The organism is Candidatus Vicinibacter affinis (assembly GCA_016714365.1).
GTDB lineage: Bacteria > Bacteroidota > Bacteroidia > Chitinophagales > Saprospiraceae > Vicinibacter > Vicinibacter affinis.
The window spans coordinates 515,245-537,531 of sequence record JADJNH010000007.1 but is presented as its reverse complement, the minus strand read 5'-3'; the positions used below and the strand labels follow the sequence as shown (position 1 = coordinate 537,531).

The following is a 22,287-nucleotide window of genomic DNA, read 5'->3' as shown; positions in this document are numbered from 1 at the left end:
ATCTTTATTAATTAACATAATGCCCCCACTACTATGCTTTGGCATGAAGCTGAGTTTATTGGTCAGAAAATGGAATCCTCCACTACCCGTAGGTTTTGGTTTAAAATAAAATCAGAACAAGTATTGCAGTACGATGCAGGCCAGTTTTTTACATTTGATTTACCATTGGGTCAAAAAAGAGCAGAACGTTGGAGAAGTTATTCAATTGCCAATGCATGTGATGGCAGCAACATGTTTGAGTTGTGCATTTCATATAAAAAAAACGGCTTGGCCAGCAAGTATTTTTTTGAAGACATCAATAAGGGAGATGTGCTGAAATTTAAAGGCCCCGACGGTGGTTTTGTATTGCCAAAGGATAACAATCATTCGTTGATTCTGATTTGTACGGGTGCAGGGGTTGTTCCTTTTAGATCGATGATACAGGATGTAGAGAGAAATAAATTGAAATACAAAAGCATCCACTTGATCTTTGGAGTACGGAAGGAAAAGGATATCTTGTATTATGAAGAAATTATAGATTGGTGCAAATACCTTGAAAATTTTAGGGCAAGTATCTGTCTCTCCCGCGAGACAAAACTCCCGACAAATACAGATAACTTAACATTTTTCAATGGTTATGTTCACCCTGTTTATTTGAATGAAAAGTATAAGTCCCCTAAGGATAATTTATTCATGATTTGTGGATGGACAGAAATTATTGATGAAACTGTGTTGCACCTTTTAAATGAATTAAAGGTTGACCGCACACAAATTAAATACGAGCTTTTCGGATAAATCAATCTTCACTTAAATCAACGTATGATCTCCCGATTAAAAAAAATAGAGCATTTGGGTATAGCAGTTAAAAATATGTCACAGGCAAATGACTTATACGCCAGACTGCTCGGAGTAATTCCATATAAAGAGGAATTGGTTGAATCAGAAAAAGTACTCACCTCTTTTTTTAAAGTTGGAGAGAGTAAAATTGAATTATTACAAGGACTGGATGAAGATTCTCCCATCACTAAATTTATTGAAAAAAGAGGAGAAGGGATACATCATGTCGCCTTTGAAGTCGAGGATATTCAGTTAGAAATGGCCAGATTAAAAGCAGAAGGCTTTACCCTATTAAATGAACAACCAAAAAAAGGAGCAGACCATAAACTCATTTGTTTTATACACCCTAAATCAACTCAAGGGGTGTTGGTAGAATTGTGTCAGGAAATTAAAGAAGAGAATGACAGCTTATGAAATTTTCCTGGCTATTACGGGTGGTTTTTTTGCAGGATGCATCAATACGCTTGCCGGTAACGGGTCTGTGCTCACTTTAGGTTTTTTGACTGAAATCATGGGCATGCCTGGAAATCTGGCCAATGGCACCAACAGGATTGGAATATTTGTTCAAGGATTGGCTAGTTTGGAGGCATTTCAAAGGAATAAAAAAATTCCATTAAAAGAAACCTGGCATTATTTGGTCATTGGTATTATTGGAGCCATTGTGGGCGCTGTAGTTGCCATACGTATAAGCCCCGACGGATTTAAATTGGTTTATAAATATCTTGTACTCGCCTTGCTGGTTCTGATGATTATTCAATCTAAAAAGTGGACCACCCGTGTGATGTTTTCATCAGGTCTAAAACCATGGATTTATATTCCTGTTTTTCTGGCACTGGGATTTTATGGTGGTTTTATTCAGATGGGTATGGGCATTTTTTTTCTTGCAGTAATGGTTTACATCGCAAAACTTCCAATCATCGAAGCCAATGCTGTAAAAGTCCTGATGGTCACCTCGTATACAATTATTGTAATAGGAATTTTTCATTTCATGGGATATGTAGATTGGAAGGTGGGAGGAACCATTGCTTTGGGTCAGGGGGCAGGTGGTTGGATAACCGCGCACACGGTAAGTAAAATTCCAAATGCAGACAAGGTGGCTTATTATTTTTTAATCGCCATTATGATATTTACCTTACTGCATTTATTTGGGGTATTTGGAATGCTCGGGATCCATCTTTAAATTGACTAAAGTTTCTTTTTCGCCACACAATAGATGGCGGTTGTATAAAAATCACACAGCCAGGGAATTTTAAATATTGGCGGTAGCAATCGAGGTTTTAAATTAAATTTAATCTCATAATTCGGGTTAATCAGAAAATGATTTTCGCGCACAATTTCAAAACCCGATTTTTTTAGATATCGAAAGAATTCCTGAATACTGATTCCTGTTTCTTTCACTTCTGCCAAGCCATCAATGAGCGCCTGGCTTTCTCCGAATAATTTCAAAACACCTGAGTATAAGAATTGTGGGAGCAGATGAAAATAAGGAAGTTTGGAGAGCAATTTATGTTGACATACTTGTTGATGCCCGCCAAATGGCATTCTCCATGGTGGGAATCCAAAAAATATGACTCCGTCTGCTTTTAAAAATGATTTAATAAAATGCATGAACTTTTGTTGATCTGGGATGTGCTCAATAACATCTCTTAGAAAAATAACATCAAAAGAGGGAAGCGCTTCTGGTTTGATCTTGTATATGTCTTCTGCGATTAAATTCAAATTATGATTCATTGGATGATCTTCAAAAATTCTCCGGGCAATTTGAATTTGGTGATCTAAAATATCAATTCCATAAACTTTGCAACCCATTTTTAAAAATGGTTCCAGGTTTCCTCCTTCCCCACAACCAACTTCAAGAATTACCGAGTTTGTATCAATGTTTCGGATTTCCCGAATGTAGGGGATTACATATTTCTCAGTGGTGATTGATTGTTCGTTGAAGTAGAGTTTTCGGTCTATATGTCTTTCCTGCATGAATCTAAAATATTAATTCCCGTTTAGGATTGTTGCAAATATAGAGGGCTTTTATTAATTCACCACGATACTCCTTGCAACCAAACCGTCTTTATGGTAAGCTGAAATAATCCCAAAATTGTCATTAGAGTTCGTAGTGAGAGTCAAAAGAGCAACAAAGGCAAGACTCCTCGAAAGAAATTCGCGCGGAGGTGAAGTTATATTTCATAGAGCACGAATTTCGAGAAGAGGCTTGCATTTAAAGCTATTTTGGCTAGTAATAGAATTCTAATGACAATTTTGGGATTGAACTTTGCTCGATAGGGGCAAAAAAAAAGGGGCGATTTAGCGCCCCTTATATTTTTTCACCTATGGTGAAGATTACTTCGCCATCAATGTTTGCTTAAAAGAATCGTATGCTTTCATAGCAGCTTCTTTTGCACTCATGGTGCTTGAATTCCAAGTGTCAATCATGCTGGTAGCAGAAGCAGCAGATGTTTTCAATTCATTGATTTTTGCCATTACATCTCCTTCTAATTTGCCTTCTTTAAGACCAGTGCTTAAAGCATCTACTTCAGCAGTCATAGTAGCCCATTTTTCAGAAAATCCAGTAATTTCTGTACTTAAATTACCCAGACCTTGAACTTGAGCCATAAAAGTATTTTTCAAGCTATCAAGTGTTGTTACAGTAGCTGGTTTTAGTTTAAGAGCAGGATCAATCATCATGCTGTCCTGAAGTGCAGTAAGTGAAGAAACTACAGCGCCTACTTGAGTACCTGCATCTGTTACGGCAGTACCTGCTTTAGACCACTCAGCAGTAAGGGCCTCGATTGGTGCTCTGAATTGGTCTACATTTTTACATGCAACCACCACAAGAAAAGAAACGAATAGAATTGATAATTTTTTCATTTTGTATTTTTTAAAATTTCTGCAAAACTAGGGATCCCTAGTTTAAGGCTTGTTAAATGAGATTAACTTTTAGTCAACGCATCGTTAATAATCATGGAGCATGTCCAGGTACTTTTGGATATAGGCCAACTTATACTTTCTTTTATACTGCATGATGAATCGCGGATGAGGAAGAGCTTGGATTTCCTTAAACCAATGATGTTTTTCATTAAGCTTCACTAAAAATTGGTGGTTTTTACCTTCGCCAAGATAATAGATAATTCCAATTCAAAGAACTAAAATAGTTATGAAAACGTTAAGTTAATGATATAAACAGTCAAGAGACAATAAAAAAAGCCCACGACCACCCATCGAAATGGGTAACGAAGGCCCTCTTATCGGAAAATAAGGCCGCAAAAGTAAAGCTTTTTGCTTTGAATATTGATTGTTTTTAATTTATTTTATAACAATTAAAAACAAAAGTTATGTTCAAAGAATCATTATCAAAAAACCTTAGGAATAATTGCTTAAGGACGAAATTACATTCATACAAATATATAATTTTCTTTATGTGTTTTGGTCTAAGTAGTTCGTTTAGCCAATCTACGGAATGTACATTCAGTCCAGCTGATCCATGGATTTACAATGCACCTTCAGGTTTTGTTTTATCAGGTAATAAATGTATAAAAATAAAGCTACATTTTTTAAACAATACCAATGATCCAAATGAAGTAGTGCCAGATGCTTTTTTTAAAAGATTATTGGATCAACTAAACTTGGAGTTTATTGGTACAGGTATCACTTTCTATACTGACCAGTGTGTGCATACTGGTTCTTTATCCACAAAGCCTCAAACAATAGGACAATTAGTTGTTGACTTAGTGCAGACAAATCCCAAGCCAGCTGACTATGGTTGGGAAGAAAACTACTTTAACTTATTTGTCTTTCAAAAAGAAATAATTCCAAATTCAGCAGGTTTTGGAAATTATGCACACTTGAATAGATCTGGTTTAGACGAATTAGGGCATGAAACTGGTCACTATCTCGGCCTATTACATACTTTTGCTGATGGAGGACTACCAGCATCTTTTTATGAATGCAAAGACAGAAATGCCCAAATTGATAAAAATGGAAATGGAGTGATGGTTAAATCTTGTGAAAATACCGCAGATCGATTATGCGGAACTGAAGCAGATCCTAGAAATTATTTTACAACTGGTGAATATGACGCAAGTAGAGATATACCTAATTGTAAGCAAAATGCTTCACTTCTTCCTTCTAGAGTTGATCCATGTGGTGATGTGATTTCTTCATGGAAGATTCCAGTAAAAAATAAAATGAGTTATGGGTGTTATAGTGAATTTGTTCCAGAACAAATTAATCTTATGCATTTTAATATAGAAAATAATCCACAAATCATGTTAGCTGAAGGTTGCCCTTCCAGTAGCTCAAGCTTCAACAATTGTTTAGATTATACTGTGCAAGGACAAGAGATTTGGACCAATGTAACCAGAAAGCTATGTTTAAATCAAAAAATTATTATACCATCCAATGCAAGCTTAACTTTAATAAATTCTATTCTAACTTCAGATACTAAAGTTGCGGATTGTCCTATACTTGTTGGAAACTGGGAGGGTATATTTATTAAGGGAGGAAGTGGAGTTACCTTCCCAGGAGGCCCTCCTTCTCCTTCTGGTGGATCATTCAGTGCAACTGAAAGTTCTATTATCGAACACAGCAATAAGGGAATTCAGGCAGAAAAGGGACATCTCGGCATTACTATTAGCAATAGTATTATGCGTCTTAACCGTACTGCCATTAATGCTGGTGGACTTGGCGGGCTTGTATATGGCGGAACAATTAATATTACATCCAGTACAATTTCCAACACATCAGGATCTCCTGAAGAAAACTTGATTAAAGCCAATGGGTGCAATCTAAATATTACTGGTTCTACATTGACTAATTTGTCTTCTAAGTTAGTGACTGGAATAAAAGCATTCAACAATCGTGTGTCAATCAAAAGCACCACCACTATTTAGGGTTTTGTCTTTGGTGTTGATAAGGAAATGAGCGGTGGATTAGCAGGACTGCAAGGGCTGACCATAGAAAACAGCAGATTTCTAGATGGCACAAACAACAACCATATTAGTATCAGAAACAGGGGAGGAAATGTTACCGCCAAAAAGAACTGGATAGGAGGAAGAGTAGATGCGTCGGGTAAATGCAATGGTTACTGGTACGGAAACAATTTTAGAAAATTAGTTTATATTGACAATCCTGCTATCACCCACAAGTTTTCTGAAAATAATTTCTTCGAAAGCAATATGGAACTGACAAGAAACCAAAGCCTTACCGATGCTACCTGCAACCGTTTTGAATCAACTGGTCAGGCAGTCAATGGCAAGGCAACAAGTATTAAATCAGCTTGGGGTACTGAATTATTATCATCTGGAAATTTACCAATTCCGTATGCTTCGCAGCCAATAATGGAAATTAACCAATCCAATCAGATTACACATTATCACTTTAAACCAGCATCTGAACCTGATGAACCTTTCTTATATTATGGTCAATTCCGTGGTCTTCAAGCTACAAATGAGAATACAGGTTGCCTATATAATGTCTTTCCTGTGACATCGGGTGTTGTAGGAGGCTCCGGGGAAGGTCAGACATACAATGATGTCGAAAACATTGCAGTGTGGGCAGGATTCAACACACTTTATCAAGACTTTGTAAGTCAGCTTGCTTCTGCACCTCCTGCAAGCATACCACAAATTCAAATGGGAATTGAAAATGCTCAGGTTGGTATGCAACTGGCGGTACTTGAAGCATTAAATAACTCAGGCGAGTTGTCTTCCGAAAGCTATAGCGTATGGTTGGCAAGAGCTGATGTCATTTTCTCACAATATGGACAGATGATGAATATGTTCTGCTCAGACAGTTATGCCGAACTAGTGAGCTATCTAAATGGCTTGAGCTTGAGTGGCGAAGAGGCTACTGACAAAAGCAATATGGTAGCAGCACTTGGCTGGATGCAGACCGCCATCGCTCAAGGCAAGAGCTTATTTCAGCTCAAAGGTACCGATCTTGCCATTGTTGCAGATATGGCTTCTGAAACCTTCGGTAACTATACTACCTTGTTGCGGTCTTTTTTGAATATCTATTATGATATAAGAATAGACCCTTCACAGGAGTTGAATCAAAACAGCAGGAAAGAAAAATCAATTAAAAAATATATTACAGTCAATTTCTTGATTGTTCCAAATCCTGTTGAAGATTGTTTTGATGTAAGATCTACTGATGGTATAAACAGACCTATAAGTATCATTCTTTACGATATGAGTGGAAGAGTTGTGTTACAGAAGAATGTTGTTGACTCCAAAATGTGTCTGAATGGAAAAGTGCACTCCGGCATATATATGGCCCGGATCAATGATGCGGATTCTCGATTAATGTCCTTACTTAAGTTAATGATAAAATAAAATTATGCAAAATGGTCTTTGCTGTAACAGGCAGAGACCATTATTAAATACCAACGAATATGCAATCAAGGACCATGCTCTCAGCCTTACTTTTACTGAAAACAATTATTTTGTCTTCGCAGGGCTTTCAGTATTTTAGCATACTCCCTGATGTTGGCGCTGTTAAAAATCAATCAGTATTTAATGGAATAGACGCCGACTCCAACTACATCTATGTCATGGGCAGCATGTTAATAAAAGAGGATTCCGTTTCGAGGAAAAAGTTGGCTGGTTACATGACCTGGGTATTTGATTATTCCGGCAGCCTGATTTCTGGAAATATGATGAAAGATTCTTCCCTTGAAAAAATTGTAAAATGGGGTGATGTATTTTCTTTATATAAAAACAGAACTGGGGTATATGATTTCGAATTTTATGACCCCACTTCCCCTACCAATCCAAATGGACATGATAGAACGGGAAGAGTGGATATGCATACTGGCAAAATACTGAAACAGGATAAAATACCGGTGCCTTATCCCGACAGAACAGACCTGGTCAATTCCATCATGAATGAAATTACATGGATAGATGATACTCTTGTTTCAACTCTCCTGGTTACAGGAAGAGGTGTCAGAGAGCAATATATTTTTGAAATGGATTCTTGCTTCAGAACTACAAAAGTGATTAAACTACTTGATATCAAACCAGACACAGTTGAGAATCACTGTTGGATTGGAAAAGATAAAAATGGAAACTATGAAATTATCGCAAATGTGATTTATTTAAAAGATTTTAATTCAACAGGATTTACAGACTTGGTTTACAAAAAATATGATTCAAAAGGAAATCTTATCAAATATAAGAAAGTTGATACCTGGGGCAAGAATATAGGAATAAACGGTTCTTTTTACTATAATATAAAAAGAGACAATCTGGGCAGATTTATGATTTTTGCACGTGAGATTGATCCTATCTCTATTAAGACTTTAATTCCATATGCTTTATATACTAGTCCTGAGTTTGATACATTATATAAACTTCAGCCTATGTATCTATATCCAAAGGCTGGTGCAGAAAATCCTGAGCACTGGACCTATTATTTGGAGAAATTGGGTGGTAACAGAGGTTACATTGCAGCCGCAAGTATGCTATCAAGTTTACTTGCTTCCCCAAACTATGGAGCACTATACAAGCTTTCTTCAAATGGAGATAGTCTTTGGCACAGAAAATATCAGCCTGTTGGTTGGGATAATTCAAGGGCGTGGTGGATGAAGTTTACACAGGTCAAAGAAACCCCATACCAATCTTTTGTAGTAAGTGCTATGGTTTCTGATGGATCTGACGGATATGTCAAAGCATGGTTATTGCATCTGGATAAAGACGGCTGTTTAGTACCGGGATGTGATAAAGTTGCTAGTAATACAGATATTCTTTCAGGTGAAGAAAAACCATTTTCATTCTACCCTAACCCTATTGTGTCAAACAAATTATATATACTCTCAAAAATTACTGCTCATTCAATATTCAATCTCGAATTAAGTGATCTTTCTGGCACAGTATTGCATACATCTAAATTTCAACCACAACAAGGAGCACAATATTTCATGGAATTACCTAGTGAAATTCCAAATGGTGAATATGTATTAAAGATTCAGGGGGAGGAGTTTAGTCAAGTTGAGAAGATTGTAGTAATATGGTAAAGGATTTTTATTATCTTAGAGACAAATAGTAATAGTTTCTTTGTTCATTTGGTTGTAAAAAAGAAACTGGAATTAACACGGTTTTGACAATCATGCCACAAAGCAACTCCTTTTTTCATAATTGGCATAAAAGTAAAATATTTTTAACTCTTGGTATTATTCAATTGGTGGTTTTTACCTTCCCCAAGACAATAGATAATTTCTTTGTCAACTGGCAATCTTAAAAGGCGCTTCATCTGGTGTACTATATATTCTGTCAATTTTAGTGAAAACTCAGGATCATCATAATAATTGTAGTTCTTACCCATTTTTGTAAAACCCAGAGGGCAAACGGAAGAGATAAAAAACTGTTGATAAAATTTATTTACGCCTCCGTAGGCCTCCATCATTTCATACATAAATTGGGCTGACAATTCTTTGCCTTGAAGATTGTTTGAAATATTACAATCATGTGCTAAATGAAAAGCATCCGTAAATGGAATCCCTGTTGTACCTGAACCATGTCTGCCAGGATTGATACCAAGAATCAGTTTTCTCTGTTTTTGATCAGAATAGAATTTTGTATAAAAGTGGCGTATGTAGGGCTCTGCTATTGATCCGAGAGAAGTTTCAAGAAGATTAATTCCATCGGGTAACAATGGCAGATTTTCATTCACTCCGGATAAAAATCCCAATACCTGGTCTTTGAAATCCATTTGAAGGATCCTTTCTAAAAACCGATACTTACAACTGCTCTTTAATCATGTTTATAAATTCAAGCGGAGTCTGACTACCCTGATCTCCTGAACCCTGCTTTCTGACGGAAATGGATTGATCATTGAGTTCTTTTTCGCCGACGATCAACATGAAAGGAATTTTCTTCACTTCATTATCCCTGATTTTTTTCCCAATGGATTCTACACGATCATCAATAAATCCGCGAAGGCCCTGTTCTTGCAACAAATCATGGACAGATTCAGCATATTCCTGATACTTATCACTGACGGTAAGTATGCCATATTGTTCAGGAGCCAGCCAAAGTGGAAATTTACCGGCACAATGCTCGGTCAATACTCCGATGAATCGCTCCATCGAACCAAATGGAGCCCTGTGTATCATAACAGGACGGTGTTTGGAATTATCTGCACCTATGTATTCCAGTTGGAAGCGTTCAGGAAGGTTGTAATCAACTTGAATGGTTCCCAATTGCCAACTTCTTCCCAGGGCATCCTTTACCATGAAGTCCAGTTTAGGACCATAAAAAGCGGCCTCTCCCAATTCTGTGGTTGTCGGAAGTCCAACTTCTTTGGTAGCATCTATGATGGCCTGTTCAGCCTTTATCCAATTTTCATCAGAACCTAGATATTTTTCTTTGTTTTCCGGATCTCTGAGGCTGATTTGTGCGGTAAAATGCTCAAATCCAAGCTTTTTAATGACGTACATGGTCAAATCTAAAACATTCAAAAATTCTGCCTTAACCTGATCATCCGTACAAAAAATATGGGCATCATCCTGGGTGAAACAGCGCACCCTGGTTAATCCGTGTAATTCCCCGCTTTGTTCATATCTGTAGACAGTCCCAAACTCCGCAATCCTTATAGGTAATTCTTTGTAAGACCTTGGTTTGTGTCCAAAAATTTCACAATGATGAGGGCAGTTCATCGGTTTTAGAAGAAATTCCTCGCCTTCTCTTGGAGTAAGTATCGGCTGAAAAGAATCTTTCCCGTATTTCTCCCAGTGACCGCTTGTAATGTAAAGATTCTTGTGTCCAATATGTGGAGTAATGACAGGGGTGTAGCCTCTTTTAATCTGTTCAGCTTTCAGAAAATCTTCCAGTCTTTGTCTGAGGGCGGTTCCTTTTGGCAGCCATATGGGTAAACCGGCACCTACCCGGTCAGAGAACATAAATAATTCCAATTCCTGACCCAGCTTGCGGTGGTCCCTTTTCTTGGCCTCTTCGAGCAAGACGAGATACTCCTCAAGTTCTTTTTGTTTAGGGAAAGTAATCCCATAAATTCTGGTCATCTGTGGTCTGGTCTCATCACCACGCCAATACGCTCCTGCCACATTAGTTAATTTGGCAGCTTTGATAAAGCTTGTATTTGGAATGTGGGGGCCCCTGCACAAATCTGTAAAATTCCCTTGAGAATAAAATGTAATCTGTCCGTCTTCAAGACCTTCCAAAAGTTCCAGTTTATAAGGATCTTTCTTTTCAGTAAAATATGCAATGGCGTCTGACTTTCCGATTTCTTTTCGGATATAATCTGATTTCTGTTGTGCAAGAGAAATCATTTTAGATTCAATCTGAGCCAGGTCATGGCCAGACAATTGTTTGCCCTGAGTATCTATGTCGTAATAGAATCCATTTTCTATGGCGGGACCGATACCAAATAAGGTGCCGGGATAAAGCGCCTCTATTGCTTCTGCCATCAAATGTGCAGAAGAATGCCAGTAGGTAGCCTTTCCTTCTTTATCAGTCCAGGTTAGCAATTGCAAAGTTGAATCCATTGAAATGGGGCGTGTGGCATCTATTACCTCGCCATTAACTTTGGCTGACAATACATTGCGGGCAAGTCCTTCACTGATAGACTGGGCTACTTGAAGTGCAGTTACTCCTTGAGGATATTCCTGCACCCTTCCATCCGGAAAAGTAATATTAATGGTCATGAAAACAAATTTTGGGACGCAAAGTTAGCATTTTGTTGGGCAAAAGGGTTGAAAAGGCTCAAATGTAATGGGATTATAAAAATTGCTTTATCCTGAAAACTCAGTTATGTTTCCTATAATTCAAATTAATTAATTGGTTTGGTGTTGGTTAAAAATTAGCCCTTATCGAAGCCCTTCCGGTTTGGATGGGTGATGAATCAGCTGATTTTCTGACAAAATAACTGAATTGGGCCGTGATGACCTCTGAGAGTTTAATGTCCAGATAATACTCCATGCTCAGATTATTTCCATCTTTAAATCCATCAAGCATAATATACTCGACGGCAGTCCCCGGATTGCCCTTGTAGTCAATGAGAATCCATTTGATTTCTGACCTTATGGAGATTTTTTTCTTGATTGTACTTTGACCTCCAATCTGAAATTGCCGAATTCCTGCTTTTTCAAAACTGGTCTCCTGTTCTTTAAAATTTCGATAAAGAAAGGACCCGTTTATCCTGTGATTTCTTTGGATGCGATACACTACGCTGCCTTCAAATTTGTAAGATTTGATCTCAAAATTTTGCAATGCGTAGGACTCTGTAAATTTTCCTTCGTTTCTATAGCTATAGGCAAATATCCAATCCATTTTTGAAAATGTTGTCAGACGTGATTTTGATTGGAATTCGAGGATAGTTCTTTCGTCTATTCCGGAAGTCAGCAATTGTCGATTGCTGCTGCTTAGAATGGAATGCTGGATTTCATAGCGAGGATTTGCTCTGTTCACAAATAAATGTTGTTGTGAAAATTTCTGAAAAGCCAAAGATTTTGCTCCTAATTGATCTAAAATAAATGGATTGATTTGTTGGTACCATTCAGTTTCAGGACTTAGCTTAGTGTTGAATCGAAGGATTGATTCAAAAGACAGCTTGCGTAAAAAATTATTTTGACTGAGAGAAGGCAGTAAACGGTTAAAATCTACCTGAATCACCTGATTTAATAATGATTGAAAAGTCTGAATGTATTCTGAATTAAATAATTGGATACGCACAAATCTTGCAGTATCAACTTCAGGTGCAAAAACATATTCCTGAATTTGACGAATTCCATCTCCATTAAAATCCATGAAAATGTAATCACCATCACCGGGTCTTCGCTCCTCAAAAATATATTCCACGCGTGGCTCTGCACCTGATTGAAGTGAATACACATTTTTAATGCGAATTGAATTTTTTTGAAATGAAAGTGAATGATCTAATTGGCCAAGAAAATAATATTGTCCCAATGAATCATTGAGGGATTGATTTGAATAATGGAGGTTTCTCACACTCAACTGGCCCTCCCATTGTCCCGTTTTAGACTTTGGAATGCTTGAGACAAAGGTGATTTCATCTGAAATACTAAATTTTTGAAAATTTGTTCCTCCGGAAGTTTGATCTGTCCTTCGACGAAATTCCAATTTCTGTATCCCGGCAGCCTTGCTTTCATATTTTAAATTTGCACCATAGACATGGAAGTAAAAGCTTGATGGTAAAAGACTGTCAGACAGAGAGGATCTTCTTTCATTTTTTTCCAATTCAAGATAGGTTTGCAAGTTTATTTTTTTTCCAATCTGCCTGTTGTATTTAATACCCGGACGGTTATAGTTTGTTTTTTCAAATTCGGTTTTGGTTTGCAAAAAATCTAATTTTATTTGGAGGTTCTGCAGTCCTTTTGACCAATTGATTCCGACTTCTTGTTTACTGCCTTTAAATCCGTCAGATCGATCAAAAGCTTTGTATTCTGTGAAGGAATTTAAATACTTGCCAAAATTCATATTGGCCCGACCGGAATAAATTTGATCTCTTGATCCGGTTTGAGATTGAATGTTCCAGTCTCTGCTGAACTCCTGATTTCGATAGGGATTTAAAGCAACAAACCGATAATCATTGAACTCATGATTGCCCATCATTTGAATGCCAAACCACTTTATGGAATATTTCTGAGTTCTAAGGTCAATTCGTGAAGCAAATCCAATGTTGTCCTCATCGTCCCTGGATGAAATTCTGTTTTTATCCAGTAGCGAGATTCCGGTTTCTACATTGAATCCGGCTTTTTCTTTTTCCAGTGGATTGTATTGAACACCTGTCATCAGCATGCTGTGACTTCTGGGGGCAAGAAGTGGTATGGATGGGGTATATGAACCCATCAATACTCCGGTTGCAGGATTGAATCCAACCCATTCATACACTCTGCCATTTGCATTGGATCGTTTAAGTTGATAAGGGCCTTTACCTGGTCCGATTTCTGCAAAAGAGACTTGCAACGAGTTGCTGTCCGGCATGTCGTCATATTCCAGAATGCTAAAAAGGCGAAGCTGACCTTGAATCAGAACACTTGTATCTTTTAGGGTATAGTAAACCCTGTTGGGATTAAACTGACTGCCACTTTTACTAATGCTGGACCTCACAGCCAATTCGCTTTGATCACCACTGGAAAATAAAATGGCTCGATCAGTGGAATCCTGATCAGTCGAAACTGCAGGCCTTTTGCTGTCTTTCTCCTGATAAAAGTTCAAATAAGACAACCATTTTCCCCTTGTGCCCTGAAGATTATAGGTGTTAACAGTCCTTAAGTAGTATTGATCTGCATATTCAAATTCGACAAAAACCCTCATCTGGTCTGTTACCAGACGCTTTGGCGTAAATCGAATTTCGGCGAGATTGTAGTCCATGGTATAATCAGCATCTTCTCCTCTGACCAGTTGGATGCCATCAATGAAAACCTTTTCTGTACCGGCAAGCAGAATGATAAAACTTTCTCCATCACGACCTTTAAGTCGATAGGGCCCCTGGTTTCCATTGACGATGACAATATTTTGTCTGCTGAATTTACCCCTCGAAATCCCTACAGATAATTTGTGATTGAATTTCCATGAACCCAGATTATGGTTGAAATCAATTAAACCACCCTTGGATTTTTTGTAATAATTTTGAAAGTAACCTATTGGTTTGGACAATTCAAAATCTCCTGCGGTAAGGCTGTTTTTCCCTTTACTCAATTTGAGAAACAATCGGTCGAATTCCTGTATCTGTCTGGTATTTCCATCAGGCTGAATGGGAATCTGATTGTCGGAGATGGCCCCGGTCAGGGTTATGCCATCTCCAAGATCACCACTGAGTTGGAGGTTAAGAGCAGAATTCAATATCAAAGATTGGTTCGTTCCCAGGCTCAATCCACGGGTGTAGTTACCGGAATATTCGATTCCTTTTGACTCCCACCAGTCAGTATTTTTTTTGGACCGATAGCCTTCCAAAGCATAATCCGGAATGGCGGCATTTTGTTGGAGAGAGGAATCCAACATAAATATATACCTGTTAAATACAATTGGAAACACCCTAAGACTTATCCAAAGTGAGTCATATTGTTTTTTTAGCTCAGCATTAAATGAAAGGGTAGATTCGGTCAATTCCAACCATTCATTCCCAAATCTCACTGAACGGTCTTTGGAAAATATCAGGGATTCAGAAAAATAAATTTGCAGACTGTCCGGGAGTCTGATACTGTCTTTGGTGGAGAGGTAAAAATCAAGACGCACAGGGCTCTGAGCAGAACAAACCCAACTCAAACCAAATAATAATCCGATCAACCTTAGCTGGTGAAAGACAGGACCCCAATAAATTTCTGACAATTTGTGCAAGTCAAGATAATATTACAAAAATAATTAATATGATGAACATTATGCAATATGAGGATGTTTAATTATTTTTGTAACTGATACTGAAATACTTAACTTATGAAAAGAATTCTACTCCTCTCTTTTTTGATCTCCCTAATAGCTTCTGATATGAACGCTCAGGCGAAGCGTTATATTTTTATGGAGCACTTTACAAATACATATTGTGGCATCTGTGGTGCTAGAAATCCTAGTTTTTATAGCCTTCTCACGAAGTATGAAGGAAATTATCACCACATGACGGTGCATCCTTCATTTCCGTACACAGCTTGTACTTTATACCAGGCCAACAAAACAGAGAATTCGCTAAGAGCAAATTATTATGCAATAAACAGCACACCCACACTGGTTATTCATGGTACTTCCAAAAAATCTCTATCGTCAGTTAATGCTGCGGTATTGGACGCGGAGTTAAACAAGACTTCACCCGTGCAAGTGGTGGTCAAAGAAACCGGTTCCAGTCTGAGGAATATCAGTGTAGAAATTAGGACTGTAGGCAATAAGCCATCGGGAACTTTCAGAGTATATGCAGCAGCAGTGGAGCGTAAAATAAACCTGGCTTCTCCAAATGGCGAAAAAGTACACCATAATGTATTTCGTAAATTTATCAGCCAGGCCGATGGTGACCCTATAAACTTAGCTGACAATGGGGGAAGTCAAAATTTAAGCTATTCATTAACTATTGACCCTTCCTGGGTAGAAAATGAAATGTACGTATTGGTTTGGGTTCAGGACATCAACTCAAAAGAAGTATTGAATTCAGGAAATAAATTTGACATCACAAGTTCAACCAGCAATCCAGCAGGTGGACCTGAATTTCATGTTTTAGCCAACCCGGTAAAATCTAATCTGATTCTTCAATTGGAAAAACCAGTTAAAGGCGAATATTATGTATTGAATCTAATGGGGCAACTTATAGAAAAAGGTCCACTGAATCCATACAGTTCTAATTTGGAACTAGGGGTAGATCATTACAAGAAAGGTATATATCTGGTCAGGATTCAATCCGGTGGTCTCAAAACAACCAAGCGCTGGATAAAAGATTAAAATTCCAATATTGTTTTATTAATCCCGGCAATGAAACCGGGATTTTTTATTTTAAGTCTTCTGTAGTTGCCATTTTGTCAGTTTTAGACTGACTGGCACAGCCTTTGACTGAACAAAATCAAATTTAAAAAATTATGCAAAGCGGTAAGATATCTGTACAAACGGAGAACATTTTTCCAATTATAAAAAAATTCCTTTATTCTGAACAAGAGATTTTTTTACGTGAGTTAATTTCCAATGCAATTGATGCCACCAGTAAATTAAAGGCGCTCTCCAACAGAGGAGAAATGAAAGGGGAGCTTGGAAATTTAAATATTGAAATCATACCAAATAAAGAAAATAAAACACTTACCATTCGTGATCGTGGTATTGGTATGGACGAAGAGGAAGTCAATAAATACTTAAATCAGGTAGCCTTTTCCTCTGCCCAGGAATTTTTAGACAAATACAAAGATGAACTAAATATCATAGGTCATTTCGGGCTTGGGTTTTATTCTGCTTTTATGGTGGCAGAAAAAGTGGAAGTAATCACAAAATCATATAAATCAGATTCTGTTGCCGTAAGATGGACTTGTAACGGAGAAACAGAGTATACCATTCAACCTGATGAAAAATCAGATCGAGGAACTGATATTGTACTTCATTTGAGTACTGATGCACAGGAATATCTAGAAGAATTTAAATTGCAGACCCTGCTGGATAAATTCTGCAAATTTCTTCCTGTCCCAATTCAACTGGGAACCAAAAAGGAAACCATTAGAGAGGGGGAGGAAGATAAAGAGATTGAAGTTCCTAACATCATCAACAATACCAACCCGCTCTGGAAAAAATCACCTGCAGAAATTACAGAAGAAGAATACAAAGCTTTTTATGAAGAGTTGTATCCATTTTCCGGAGAGCCTTTATTTTGGATTCATTTAAATATTGATTATCCATTTAACCTTACCGGAATTCTTTATTTTCCGAAAATAAAGAATCAATTTGAAATACAGAAGAACAAAATTCACCTGTATTCTAATCAGGTATTCGTTACGGATGATGTAAAGGAAATTGTACCGGAATTTTTAATGTTGTTGCATGGAGTAATAGATTCTCCGGACATACCACTTAACGTGTCCAGATCCTATCTTCAATCAGATGCCAACGTACGAAAAATAACCGGCTACATCACGAAAAAAGTAGCAGAAAAACTTCAGGAGTTATTTAAAAAAGATCGCTTGGATTTTGAAAGAAAATGGGACGACATCGGAACCTTCATTAAATATGGATTGATCTCTGATGAGAAATTTGCTGAAAAGGCAATGGCATTTTCACTTTTTAAAAATGTGGACAAGGTTTATGAAACCATTGAAGAATATAAGGAAAAGGTGAAGGATGTTCAGACTGATAAAAATAAGCGCCTGAATGTCTTGTATACCCATGATCCTTTATTGCATCACAGCATTATTCAACAATGCAAGAATAGAGGATATGATGTGTTATTGATGGATCAGATCATTGACAATCATTTCATCCAACATCTGGAATATAAAGCAGAAATGAGTTTTAAACGAATCGATTCAGATACGGTTGACAGATTAATTGATCTTGATGAAAAACCGGAGTCCGTTTTAAATGAAGACCAGCAAAAATCAGTGACTGAATTATTCAAACAATTGTCCATTAATTTAGCCACCAATACAGAGGTAAAACCACTTTCACCAAATGATCCTCCAATACAGATCGTCCGCCCTGAATTCTTAAGACGAATGTCCGAAATGCAACACATGATGCATATGGCTCGTGGCGAACAAGATGATATGTTTAAAGATTCACATTCGGTGATTGTCAATTCAAATCATCCAACCATTGCTCAGAAATTGGTTGCCATGGAAGATGAATCCACAAAGCAGCAATTGGCAACTTATCTTTTGGAATTGGCTCTGTTGGAACAGCAAATGCTTAAAGGAGCTGCATTAACTGATTTTGTAAAAAGAAGTTTGGAGAAGATCTGAACTTCTTAAGTCAGATCCAGGTGTTCATCTTTTCCCAAAGCCTTATACCGACCTTTGGAAAAGGCAGAGCCATTGAATTCTATCTTTCCGGCAAGTTCATTTTTTCTATCTTCCGATAGTAAATTGAAGTCCGCACAACGCTGGCTGCAACATTGGTTATATTTTTCTGAACATGCTGCACACTGAATAAAAAGTATGTGGCATTGATCGTTGAGACAATTTGTATGCCTGTCACAAAGGGTTCCACATTGGTGACATTTGCTGATAACTTGGTCGGATATTCGCTCTCCAAGTCTTTCATCAAAAACAAAGTTTTTTCCGATGAATTTATTTTTAATGTCTTTTTCTTTAACCTGGCGTGCGTATTCAATAATGCCACCATTCAGTTGGTACACTTCTTTAAATCCCTTGTATTTCATGTAAGCTGATGCTTTTTCACACCGGATGCCACCGGTGCAATACATGATTACAGGTTTGTCTTTTTTTTCTGCCAGCATATCGGCTACTATAGGTAGGGATTCTCTAAAAGTAACCACATCAGGAGTAATTGCATTTTCAAATTTGCCGACCTCACTTTCATAATGATTGCGCATATCTACCACAATCACATCTTCCTTATCGGTCAATTTGTTAAATTCTTCTGCATTCAAGTGCACGCCGGAATCAGTAACATCGAAACTGTTGTCATCCAATCCATCAGCAACAATTTTAGGTCTAACTTTAATTTTAAGTTTGAAGAAACTTTTTCCATCATCATCGATGGCATAATTTAAACGTATGTCTTTTAGAAAAGTAATTTCTGCTATGGCAAATCTAAATTGATCTAATAATTCATTCGGGACAGAAATCTGGGCGTTGATACCTTCTTGAGCTATATAGATTCTGCCCAATACCTTTAATTCATCAAAAACTAAATACAAGTGATCCCTAAAGAGTGTAGGGTTTGCAATCTTTACATAATTATAAAAAGAAATTGTCGTCCTGAGTTCGCGACTTTCCTTCATTTTTTGAATCAGGATCTCACGATTTACTTTGTTGTGCAGTTGTATGGCCATACAAAAATCAGTTTTTCAAAAACAATCTGGAACTTCCGGTTTCCCTTATCTTTAATAAATAGATTCCTTTCGGAAGGTCGGTAATTGAAATAATGCCGGTGCTTTGGATGAGAAATTTCTCCAAAATAGCATGGCCAAGAAAATCATAAATTTGGATGGTGTGCTGCAGGTTATCATTGAACGCTATCTTAATAAAATCCTTCGCTGGATTAGGACTTAAGGTAAAACCGGTTTTAATTCTTTGTTCTTCATCTGTCTTCAGAAGGAGTGCCATTTTGACAGCTGCATCAGCCTGAATCTTACCGTAACCATAAACATGATTTGGTCGTGCGGAATTCAATAAACCTTCACAATCAATGATTGCATCATCAGGTCTCGCGCTCTGCTCAATGATGGTTTCAATTTTTTCCACTTGTCCGGCCAATGCAGGATGTGCACTGATGATCAACGCAACTAATCCGGCAACATGGGGTCCGGCCATACTGGTCCCGTTCCAGCCTTGCAATTCTCCTGAAAGTGTTCTTGAAATGACGTAGGAGCCCGGAGCAACGACATTAGGTTTAATGCGGCCACTGCTGTCAATTCTAACGGGTCCTGCGCTGCTGAAGCCGCTAATGGTGTCATTTGAAGCAAATGAACCCACCGTGAAGCTATTTTCAAACATGGCGGGTGGATTACTGATGGTTCCACAACCAACTCCATCATTTCCGGCGGAAACAACCACAACAATTCCTGCTTTTTTTAAATTGTTGATCACTTCTTCCATATAAATGTAATTGGATGCATTACAGCCTTCCCCCTGACTGCAATACCAGCTGTTGTTGATTGCATGAGGCGCAAGTTCTGGTTTTGGATTCATGCCATCCAGGTCAGTTGGAGCCAGAAAGAATTGGAAACACTCTATATAAGTGGAGGGAGCACCATTTCCTCTCTCCATGTTCCTGCATCCAATCCACTTAGCTTTCGGTGCCACTCCGTATAAATTATCGGCGGTACTCCCCACCATTGTACCGGCGGTGTGAGTGCCGTGTCCATTGTCATCACATGGTTCTTTCAGACTTAAACCACACGGATTAAGACTGTCTGCACTCAAAACACTGATACTGTGTATGGCGTCATGCCACTGATAGTTATGGTCTACTGAACTTCCATTCCAACCTCTGTATTTATCCTTAATGCCTTCCAAATCCCATTTGTAACCAGTATCTTCACCTGCCAGTGTTACCCCTTGGCCTTCGAAACCCATTTGCCAGACTTTATCTGCACCAATTCTGTTTAAACCCCAAGTAATTTCCGGGGCCCTCTCCTGAAGTTTTTTAAGGCTATTATCCTGTCCTAATTTTAATGAAAACGGAACATCGTAATAAATCGCTTTAACCTGAGGGGACAAGGCAATTTCTTCAAGATTGTTACGATCTACATTAACCTTGATTGCATTAAGGATCCAAAAGGGTTGATATTCAAGGCGTTTTTTAATAAAATAGTCAATGAGTGATTTTTGACTTTTATATGCCACCGTTGAGAGTTGTTGATACACATAAGTGGATTTTTTTTCTTTTGACCAGCTTTCCTGGTAAAGCGGAAAGCCAGGCTTTTCCTTTAATTCTACCAGAATGGTCACTTCAGATTGCTGTTGTAGCTTTTCATATACTGAAGGATGAATAAAACACTTCTGACCGTAAGTAGAAGAACAAAGAATAATTGCAACCAAAATCATTTGAAAACGCATGAGCCAAATTTTGTGCAAAGTTAAGAAAGTCAAAGGCTAAATTGAAAATAAGAAAGGCCTGAAAGTTTCTTCAGGCCTTTCTTAACGAGGGTTCTCTTGGTGTGATTGGTGCTACTTTTTAGTGTTGAATCCCATCGACAATCCAAATCTTGGGCTGTCTTTTCTTAAGACTACATAGGCATTTACAGGGAAGTTTACATGTCCGCTTCTAAAGGATTTGCCAAAGCCAATGGCTAGTCCGCCTTCCAGTTTTACTTGTCCACCTTGTGTAAGTGCCTCTCGGGAGTTGCTTAATTCTTCCGCAGTTAATGGTCTTTTAGGTTTGCTGAGGGAGGTCCATCCTTCATTGATGTAAACTCCCTCGGTTCTCCTGGTCGCATTAAACGAAGGGCCAATGGTGAATTCAAGACCCGTCTTATTGGATCTTATCCCATGGAGGAAGGTAAAACTGGGAATGAGGGAGCCATATTCAACTCCTGAAATCAAAGGAAGAAATTCAAACAGGCCCTGAATACTTCCCTGATTCAAGTATGAAATTTCAAACTGATAGCCAAAATGGGAAAGGATTGGTGAATTTCCCCAGCCTCCTTCTTTCTCAGGTCTTCTAAAGTCTTTTCCATCCTGGCCCGCAATAAATCCAAATCCAAATCGCGGACCACTTAGATTGAGCCGGTTTATTTTAGGATTATTTAAGGTGCTTTCAAGACTTTGTACGGAGGTGAGGGATTTCAGTTTTGCTTCATCTACTTCCAGACTGTGCATTTTTCTTAAAGTAATTTCGATCATCTGTGGCAGCCGATCCGGATAGGCTATGAATTCCTGGCTATAAGTCTTTTCGATATTTCCGCCTGAAGCATTTAGCAAACGAAAGGATATGTATATTTTTTCACCAAATTGTTCAATGCTCCCTCCGATCACTTTTTCCACACCTAAAACCTTACCGATTTGCGCCATACATTGTTTGCTCATGCAATTGGTAAGATCAATGTGATTTTCTTTTGCAGAGAACTCTACATCTTTTTGGTTGAGCACATCATAGATGTTTAATTTTTTCAATTCATACATACAGATATTGACTAGTTGATTGGAGTCATTTGGAAAACCTTTAATTTCTATTCCTGCCATCAGGATACCCGGCATTGCTTCGGAAGCCTTTAATTTTGAAAACAAACTTGTTGAGACCATCAACATAATTGTCATGATTAATTTTGAATTCATACTAGAATATTTTTAGTTGATTAATGAATCAAAATTAGATTGGCCACAAAGGATATAATTATCCAAATTTGACAAAAACATAT

Annotated in this window: 17 protein-coding genes; 8 read left to right on the top strand and 9 right to left on the bottom strand. The window is 37.8% G+C overall.

Annotated elements, in window-relative coordinates; genetic code table 11:
* Nucleotides 1-33 precede the first annotated feature (33 nt).
* The 3 genes from IPJ53_17065 to IPJ53_17055 are packed head-to-tail and all read left to right on the top strand — an operon-like array spanning nucleotide 34 to nucleotide 1,996.
* The gene (locus tag IPJ53_17065; protein MBK7800813.1) at nucleotides 34-774 is read left to right on the top strand and encodes an FAD-dependent oxidoreductase; all 741 of its coding nucleotides are present in this window, start codon (nucleotides 34-36) and stop codon (nucleotides 772-774) included.
* A 24-nt stretch (nucleotides 775-798) separates the two neighbouring features.
* Complete coding sequence (mce, locus tag IPJ53_17060) at nucleotides 799-1,230, top strand: methylmalonyl-CoA epimerase (protein ID MBK7800812.1); 432 nt, start codon at nucleotides 799-801, stop codon at nucleotides 1,228-1,230.
* Entirely contained in the window at nucleotides 1,217-1,996 is a 780-nt protein-coding gene (locus IPJ53_17055; GenBank protein ID MBK7800811.1) for a sulfite exporter TauE/SafE family protein, read from the top strand. Before mce ends, IPJ53_17055 begins: the two co-directional genes overlap by 14 nt.
* A gap of 5 nt (nucleotides 1,997-2,001) precedes the next feature.
* Here the strand turns inward: IPJ53_17055 and IPJ53_17050 are convergent, their stop codons facing one another.
* The 3 genes from IPJ53_17050 to IPJ53_17040 form a co-directional block, all read right to left on the bottom strand.
* On the bottom strand, nucleotides 2,002-2,790 hold the full coding sequence (locus IPJ53_17050; protein ID MBK7800810.1) for a class I SAM-dependent methyltransferase: 789 nt from the start codon (nucleotides 2,788-2,790) through the stop codon (nucleotides 2,002-2,004).
* Nucleotides 2,791-3,150: 360 nt separating this feature from the next.
* Nucleotides 3,151-3,678, bottom strand: a complete 528-nt coding sequence (locus IPJ53_17045) for a hypothetical protein (protein ID MBK7800809.1) — start codon at nucleotides 3,676-3,678, stop codon at nucleotides 3,151-3,153.
* A gap of 84 nt (nucleotides 3,679-3,762) precedes the next feature.
* A complete protein-coding gene (locus tag IPJ53_17040) occupies nucleotides 3,763-3,897 on the bottom strand; it encodes a DUF4918 family protein (GenBank protein MBK7800808.1) in 135 nt (44 codons plus the stop codon).
* Between the two features lie 329 nt (nucleotides 3,898-4,226).
* Here IPJ53_17040 and IPJ53_17035 point away from each other — a divergent pair, with 329 nt between their 5' ends.
* From IPJ53_17035 to IPJ53_17025, 3 genes are read left to right on the top strand one after another with little or no spacing between them, the layout of a single operon-like run.
* Nucleotides 4,227-5,699 (top strand): hypothetical protein, encoded by a 1,473-nt coding sequence (locus IPJ53_17035; GenBank protein ID MBK7800807.1) that lies wholly within the window; start codon nucleotides 4,227-4,229, stop codon nucleotides 5,697-5,699.
* 27 nt (nucleotides 5,700-5,726) lie between these two features.
* Nucleotides 5,727-7,142 (top strand): T9SS type A sorting domain-containing protein, encoded by a 1,416-nt coding sequence (locus IPJ53_17030; protein ID MBK7800806.1) that lies wholly within the window; start codon nucleotides 5,727-5,729, stop codon nucleotides 7,140-7,142.
* A gap of 59 nt (nucleotides 7,143-7,201) precedes the next feature.
* Nucleotides 7,202-8,824: a T9SS type A sorting domain-containing protein gene (locus IPJ53_17025; GenBank protein ID MBK7800805.1), complete on the top strand. Its 1,623-nt coding sequence runs from the start codon at nucleotides 7,202-7,204 to the stop codon at nucleotides 8,822-8,824.
* A 143-nt stretch (nucleotides 8,825-8,967) separates the two neighbouring features.
* Here the strand turns inward: IPJ53_17025 and IPJ53_17020 are convergent, their stop codons facing one another.
* From IPJ53_17020 to IPJ53_17010, 3 genes are all read right to left on the bottom strand, one after another.
* Complete coding sequence (locus IPJ53_17020) at nucleotides 8,968-9,519, bottom strand: DUF4918 family protein (GenBank protein MBK7800804.1); 552 nt, start codon at nucleotides 9,517-9,519, stop codon at nucleotides 8,968-8,970.
* A gap of 28 nt (nucleotides 9,520-9,547) precedes the next feature.
* Nucleotides 9,548-11,470, bottom strand: coding sequence for a threonine--tRNA ligase (thrS, locus tag IPJ53_17015; protein ID MBK7800803.1), 1,923 nt, complete (start codon nucleotides 11,468-11,470; stop codon nucleotides 9,548-9,550).
* Between the two features lie 148 nt (nucleotides 11,471-11,618).
* Entirely contained in the window at nucleotides 11,619-15,116 is a 3,498-nt protein-coding gene (locus IPJ53_17010) for a hypothetical protein (GenBank protein MBK7800802.1), read from the bottom strand.
* Between the two features lie 105 nt (nucleotides 15,117-15,221).
* Here IPJ53_17010 and IPJ53_17005 point away from each other — a divergent pair, with 105 nt between their 5' ends.
* Nucleotides 15,222-16,208, top strand: coding sequence for an Omp28-related outer membrane protein (locus IPJ53_17005; protein ID MBK7800801.1), 987 nt, complete (start codon nucleotides 15,222-15,224; stop codon nucleotides 16,206-16,208).
* A 134-nt stretch (nucleotides 16,209-16,342) separates the two neighbouring features.
* Nucleotides 16,343-18,202 (top strand): molecular chaperone HtpG, encoded by a 1,860-nt coding sequence (htpG, locus tag IPJ53_17000; protein MBK7800800.1) that lies wholly within the window; start codon nucleotides 16,343-16,345, stop codon nucleotides 18,200-18,202.
* Between the two features lie 5 nt (nucleotides 18,203-18,207).
* On the opposite strand, the gene IPJ53_16995 is transcribed toward htpG, so the two are convergent.
* The 3 genes from IPJ53_16995 to IPJ53_16985 all read right to left on the bottom strand — a co-directional run bounded on the left by IPJ53_16995 (nucleotide 18,208) and on the right by IPJ53_16985 (nucleotide 22,204).
* Nucleotides 18,208-19,251 (bottom strand): rhodanese-related sulfurtransferase, encoded by a 1,044-nt coding sequence (locus IPJ53_16995; protein MBK7800799.1) that lies wholly within the window; start codon nucleotides 19,249-19,251, stop codon nucleotides 18,208-18,210.
* Between the two features lie 13 nt (nucleotides 19,252-19,264).
* Nucleotides 19,265-20,986: a S8 family peptidase gene (locus IPJ53_16990; protein ID MBK7800798.1), complete on the bottom strand. Its 1,722-nt coding sequence runs from the start codon at nucleotides 20,984-20,986 to the stop codon at nucleotides 19,265-19,267.
* Between the two features lie 111 nt (nucleotides 20,987-21,097).
* Nucleotides 21,098-22,204: a hypothetical protein gene (locus IPJ53_16985; GenBank protein ID MBK7800797.1), complete on the bottom strand. Its 1,107-nt coding sequence runs from the start codon at nucleotides 22,202-22,204 to the stop codon at nucleotides 21,098-21,100.
* Between the last annotated feature and the right edge of the window lie 83 nt (nucleotides 22,205-22,287).

Excerpts from the sequence above, each read along its gene's own strand:
- mce (MBK7800812.1), top strand. The coding sequence starts at position 799 with ATGATCTCCCGATTAAAAAAAATAGAGCATTTGGGTATAGCAGTTAAA.
- IPJ53_17020 (MBK7800804.1), bottom strand. The coding sequence starts at position 9,519 with ATGGATTTCAAAGACCAGGTATTGGGATTTTTATCCGGAGTGAATGAA.
- IPJ53_17030 (MBK7800806.1), top strand. The coding sequence starts at position 5,727 with ATGAGCGGTGGATTAGCAGGACTGCAAGGGCTGACCATAGAAAACAGC.
- IPJ53_17065 (MBK7800813.1), top strand. The coding sequence starts at position 34 with ATGCTTTGGCATGAAGCTGAGTTTATTGGTCAGAAAATGGAATCCTCC.
- htpG (MBK7800800.1), top strand. The coding sequence starts at position 16,343 with ATGCAAAGCGGTAAGATATCTGTACAAACGGAGAACATTTTTCCAATT.
- IPJ53_17005 (MBK7800801.1), top strand. The coding sequence starts at position 15,222 with ATGAAAAGAATTCTACTCCTCTCTTTTTTGATCTCCCTAATAGCTTCT.
- IPJ53_16985 (MBK7800797.1), bottom strand. The coding sequence starts at position 22,204 with ATGAATTCAAAATTAATCATGACAATTATGTTGATGGTCTCAACAAGT.
- IPJ53_17050 (MBK7800810.1), bottom strand. The coding sequence starts at position 2,790 with ATGCAGGAAAGACATATAGACCGAAAACTCTACTTCAACGAACAATCA.
- IPJ53_17035 (MBK7800807.1), top strand. The coding sequence starts at position 4,227 with ATGTGTTTTGGTCTAAGTAGTTCGTTTAGCCAATCTACGGAATGTACA.
- thrS (MBK7800803.1), bottom strand. The coding sequence starts at position 11,470 with ATGACCATTAATATTACTTTTCCGGATGGAAGGGTGCAGGAATATCCT.
- IPJ53_16990 (MBK7800798.1), bottom strand. The coding sequence starts at position 20,986 with ATGCGTTTTCAAATGATTTTGGTTGCAATTATTCTTTGTTCTTCTACT.
- IPJ53_17025 (MBK7800805.1), top strand. The coding sequence starts at position 7,202 with ATGCAATCAAGGACCATGCTCTCAGCCTTACTTTTACTGAAAACAATT.
- IPJ53_17045 (MBK7800809.1), bottom strand. The coding sequence starts at position 3,678 with ATGAAAAAATTATCAATTCTATTCGTTTCTTTTCTTGTGGTGGTTGCA.
- IPJ53_17055 (MBK7800811.1), top strand. The coding sequence starts at position 1,217 with ATGACAGCTTATGAAATTTTCCTGGCTATTACGGGTGGTTTTTTTGCA.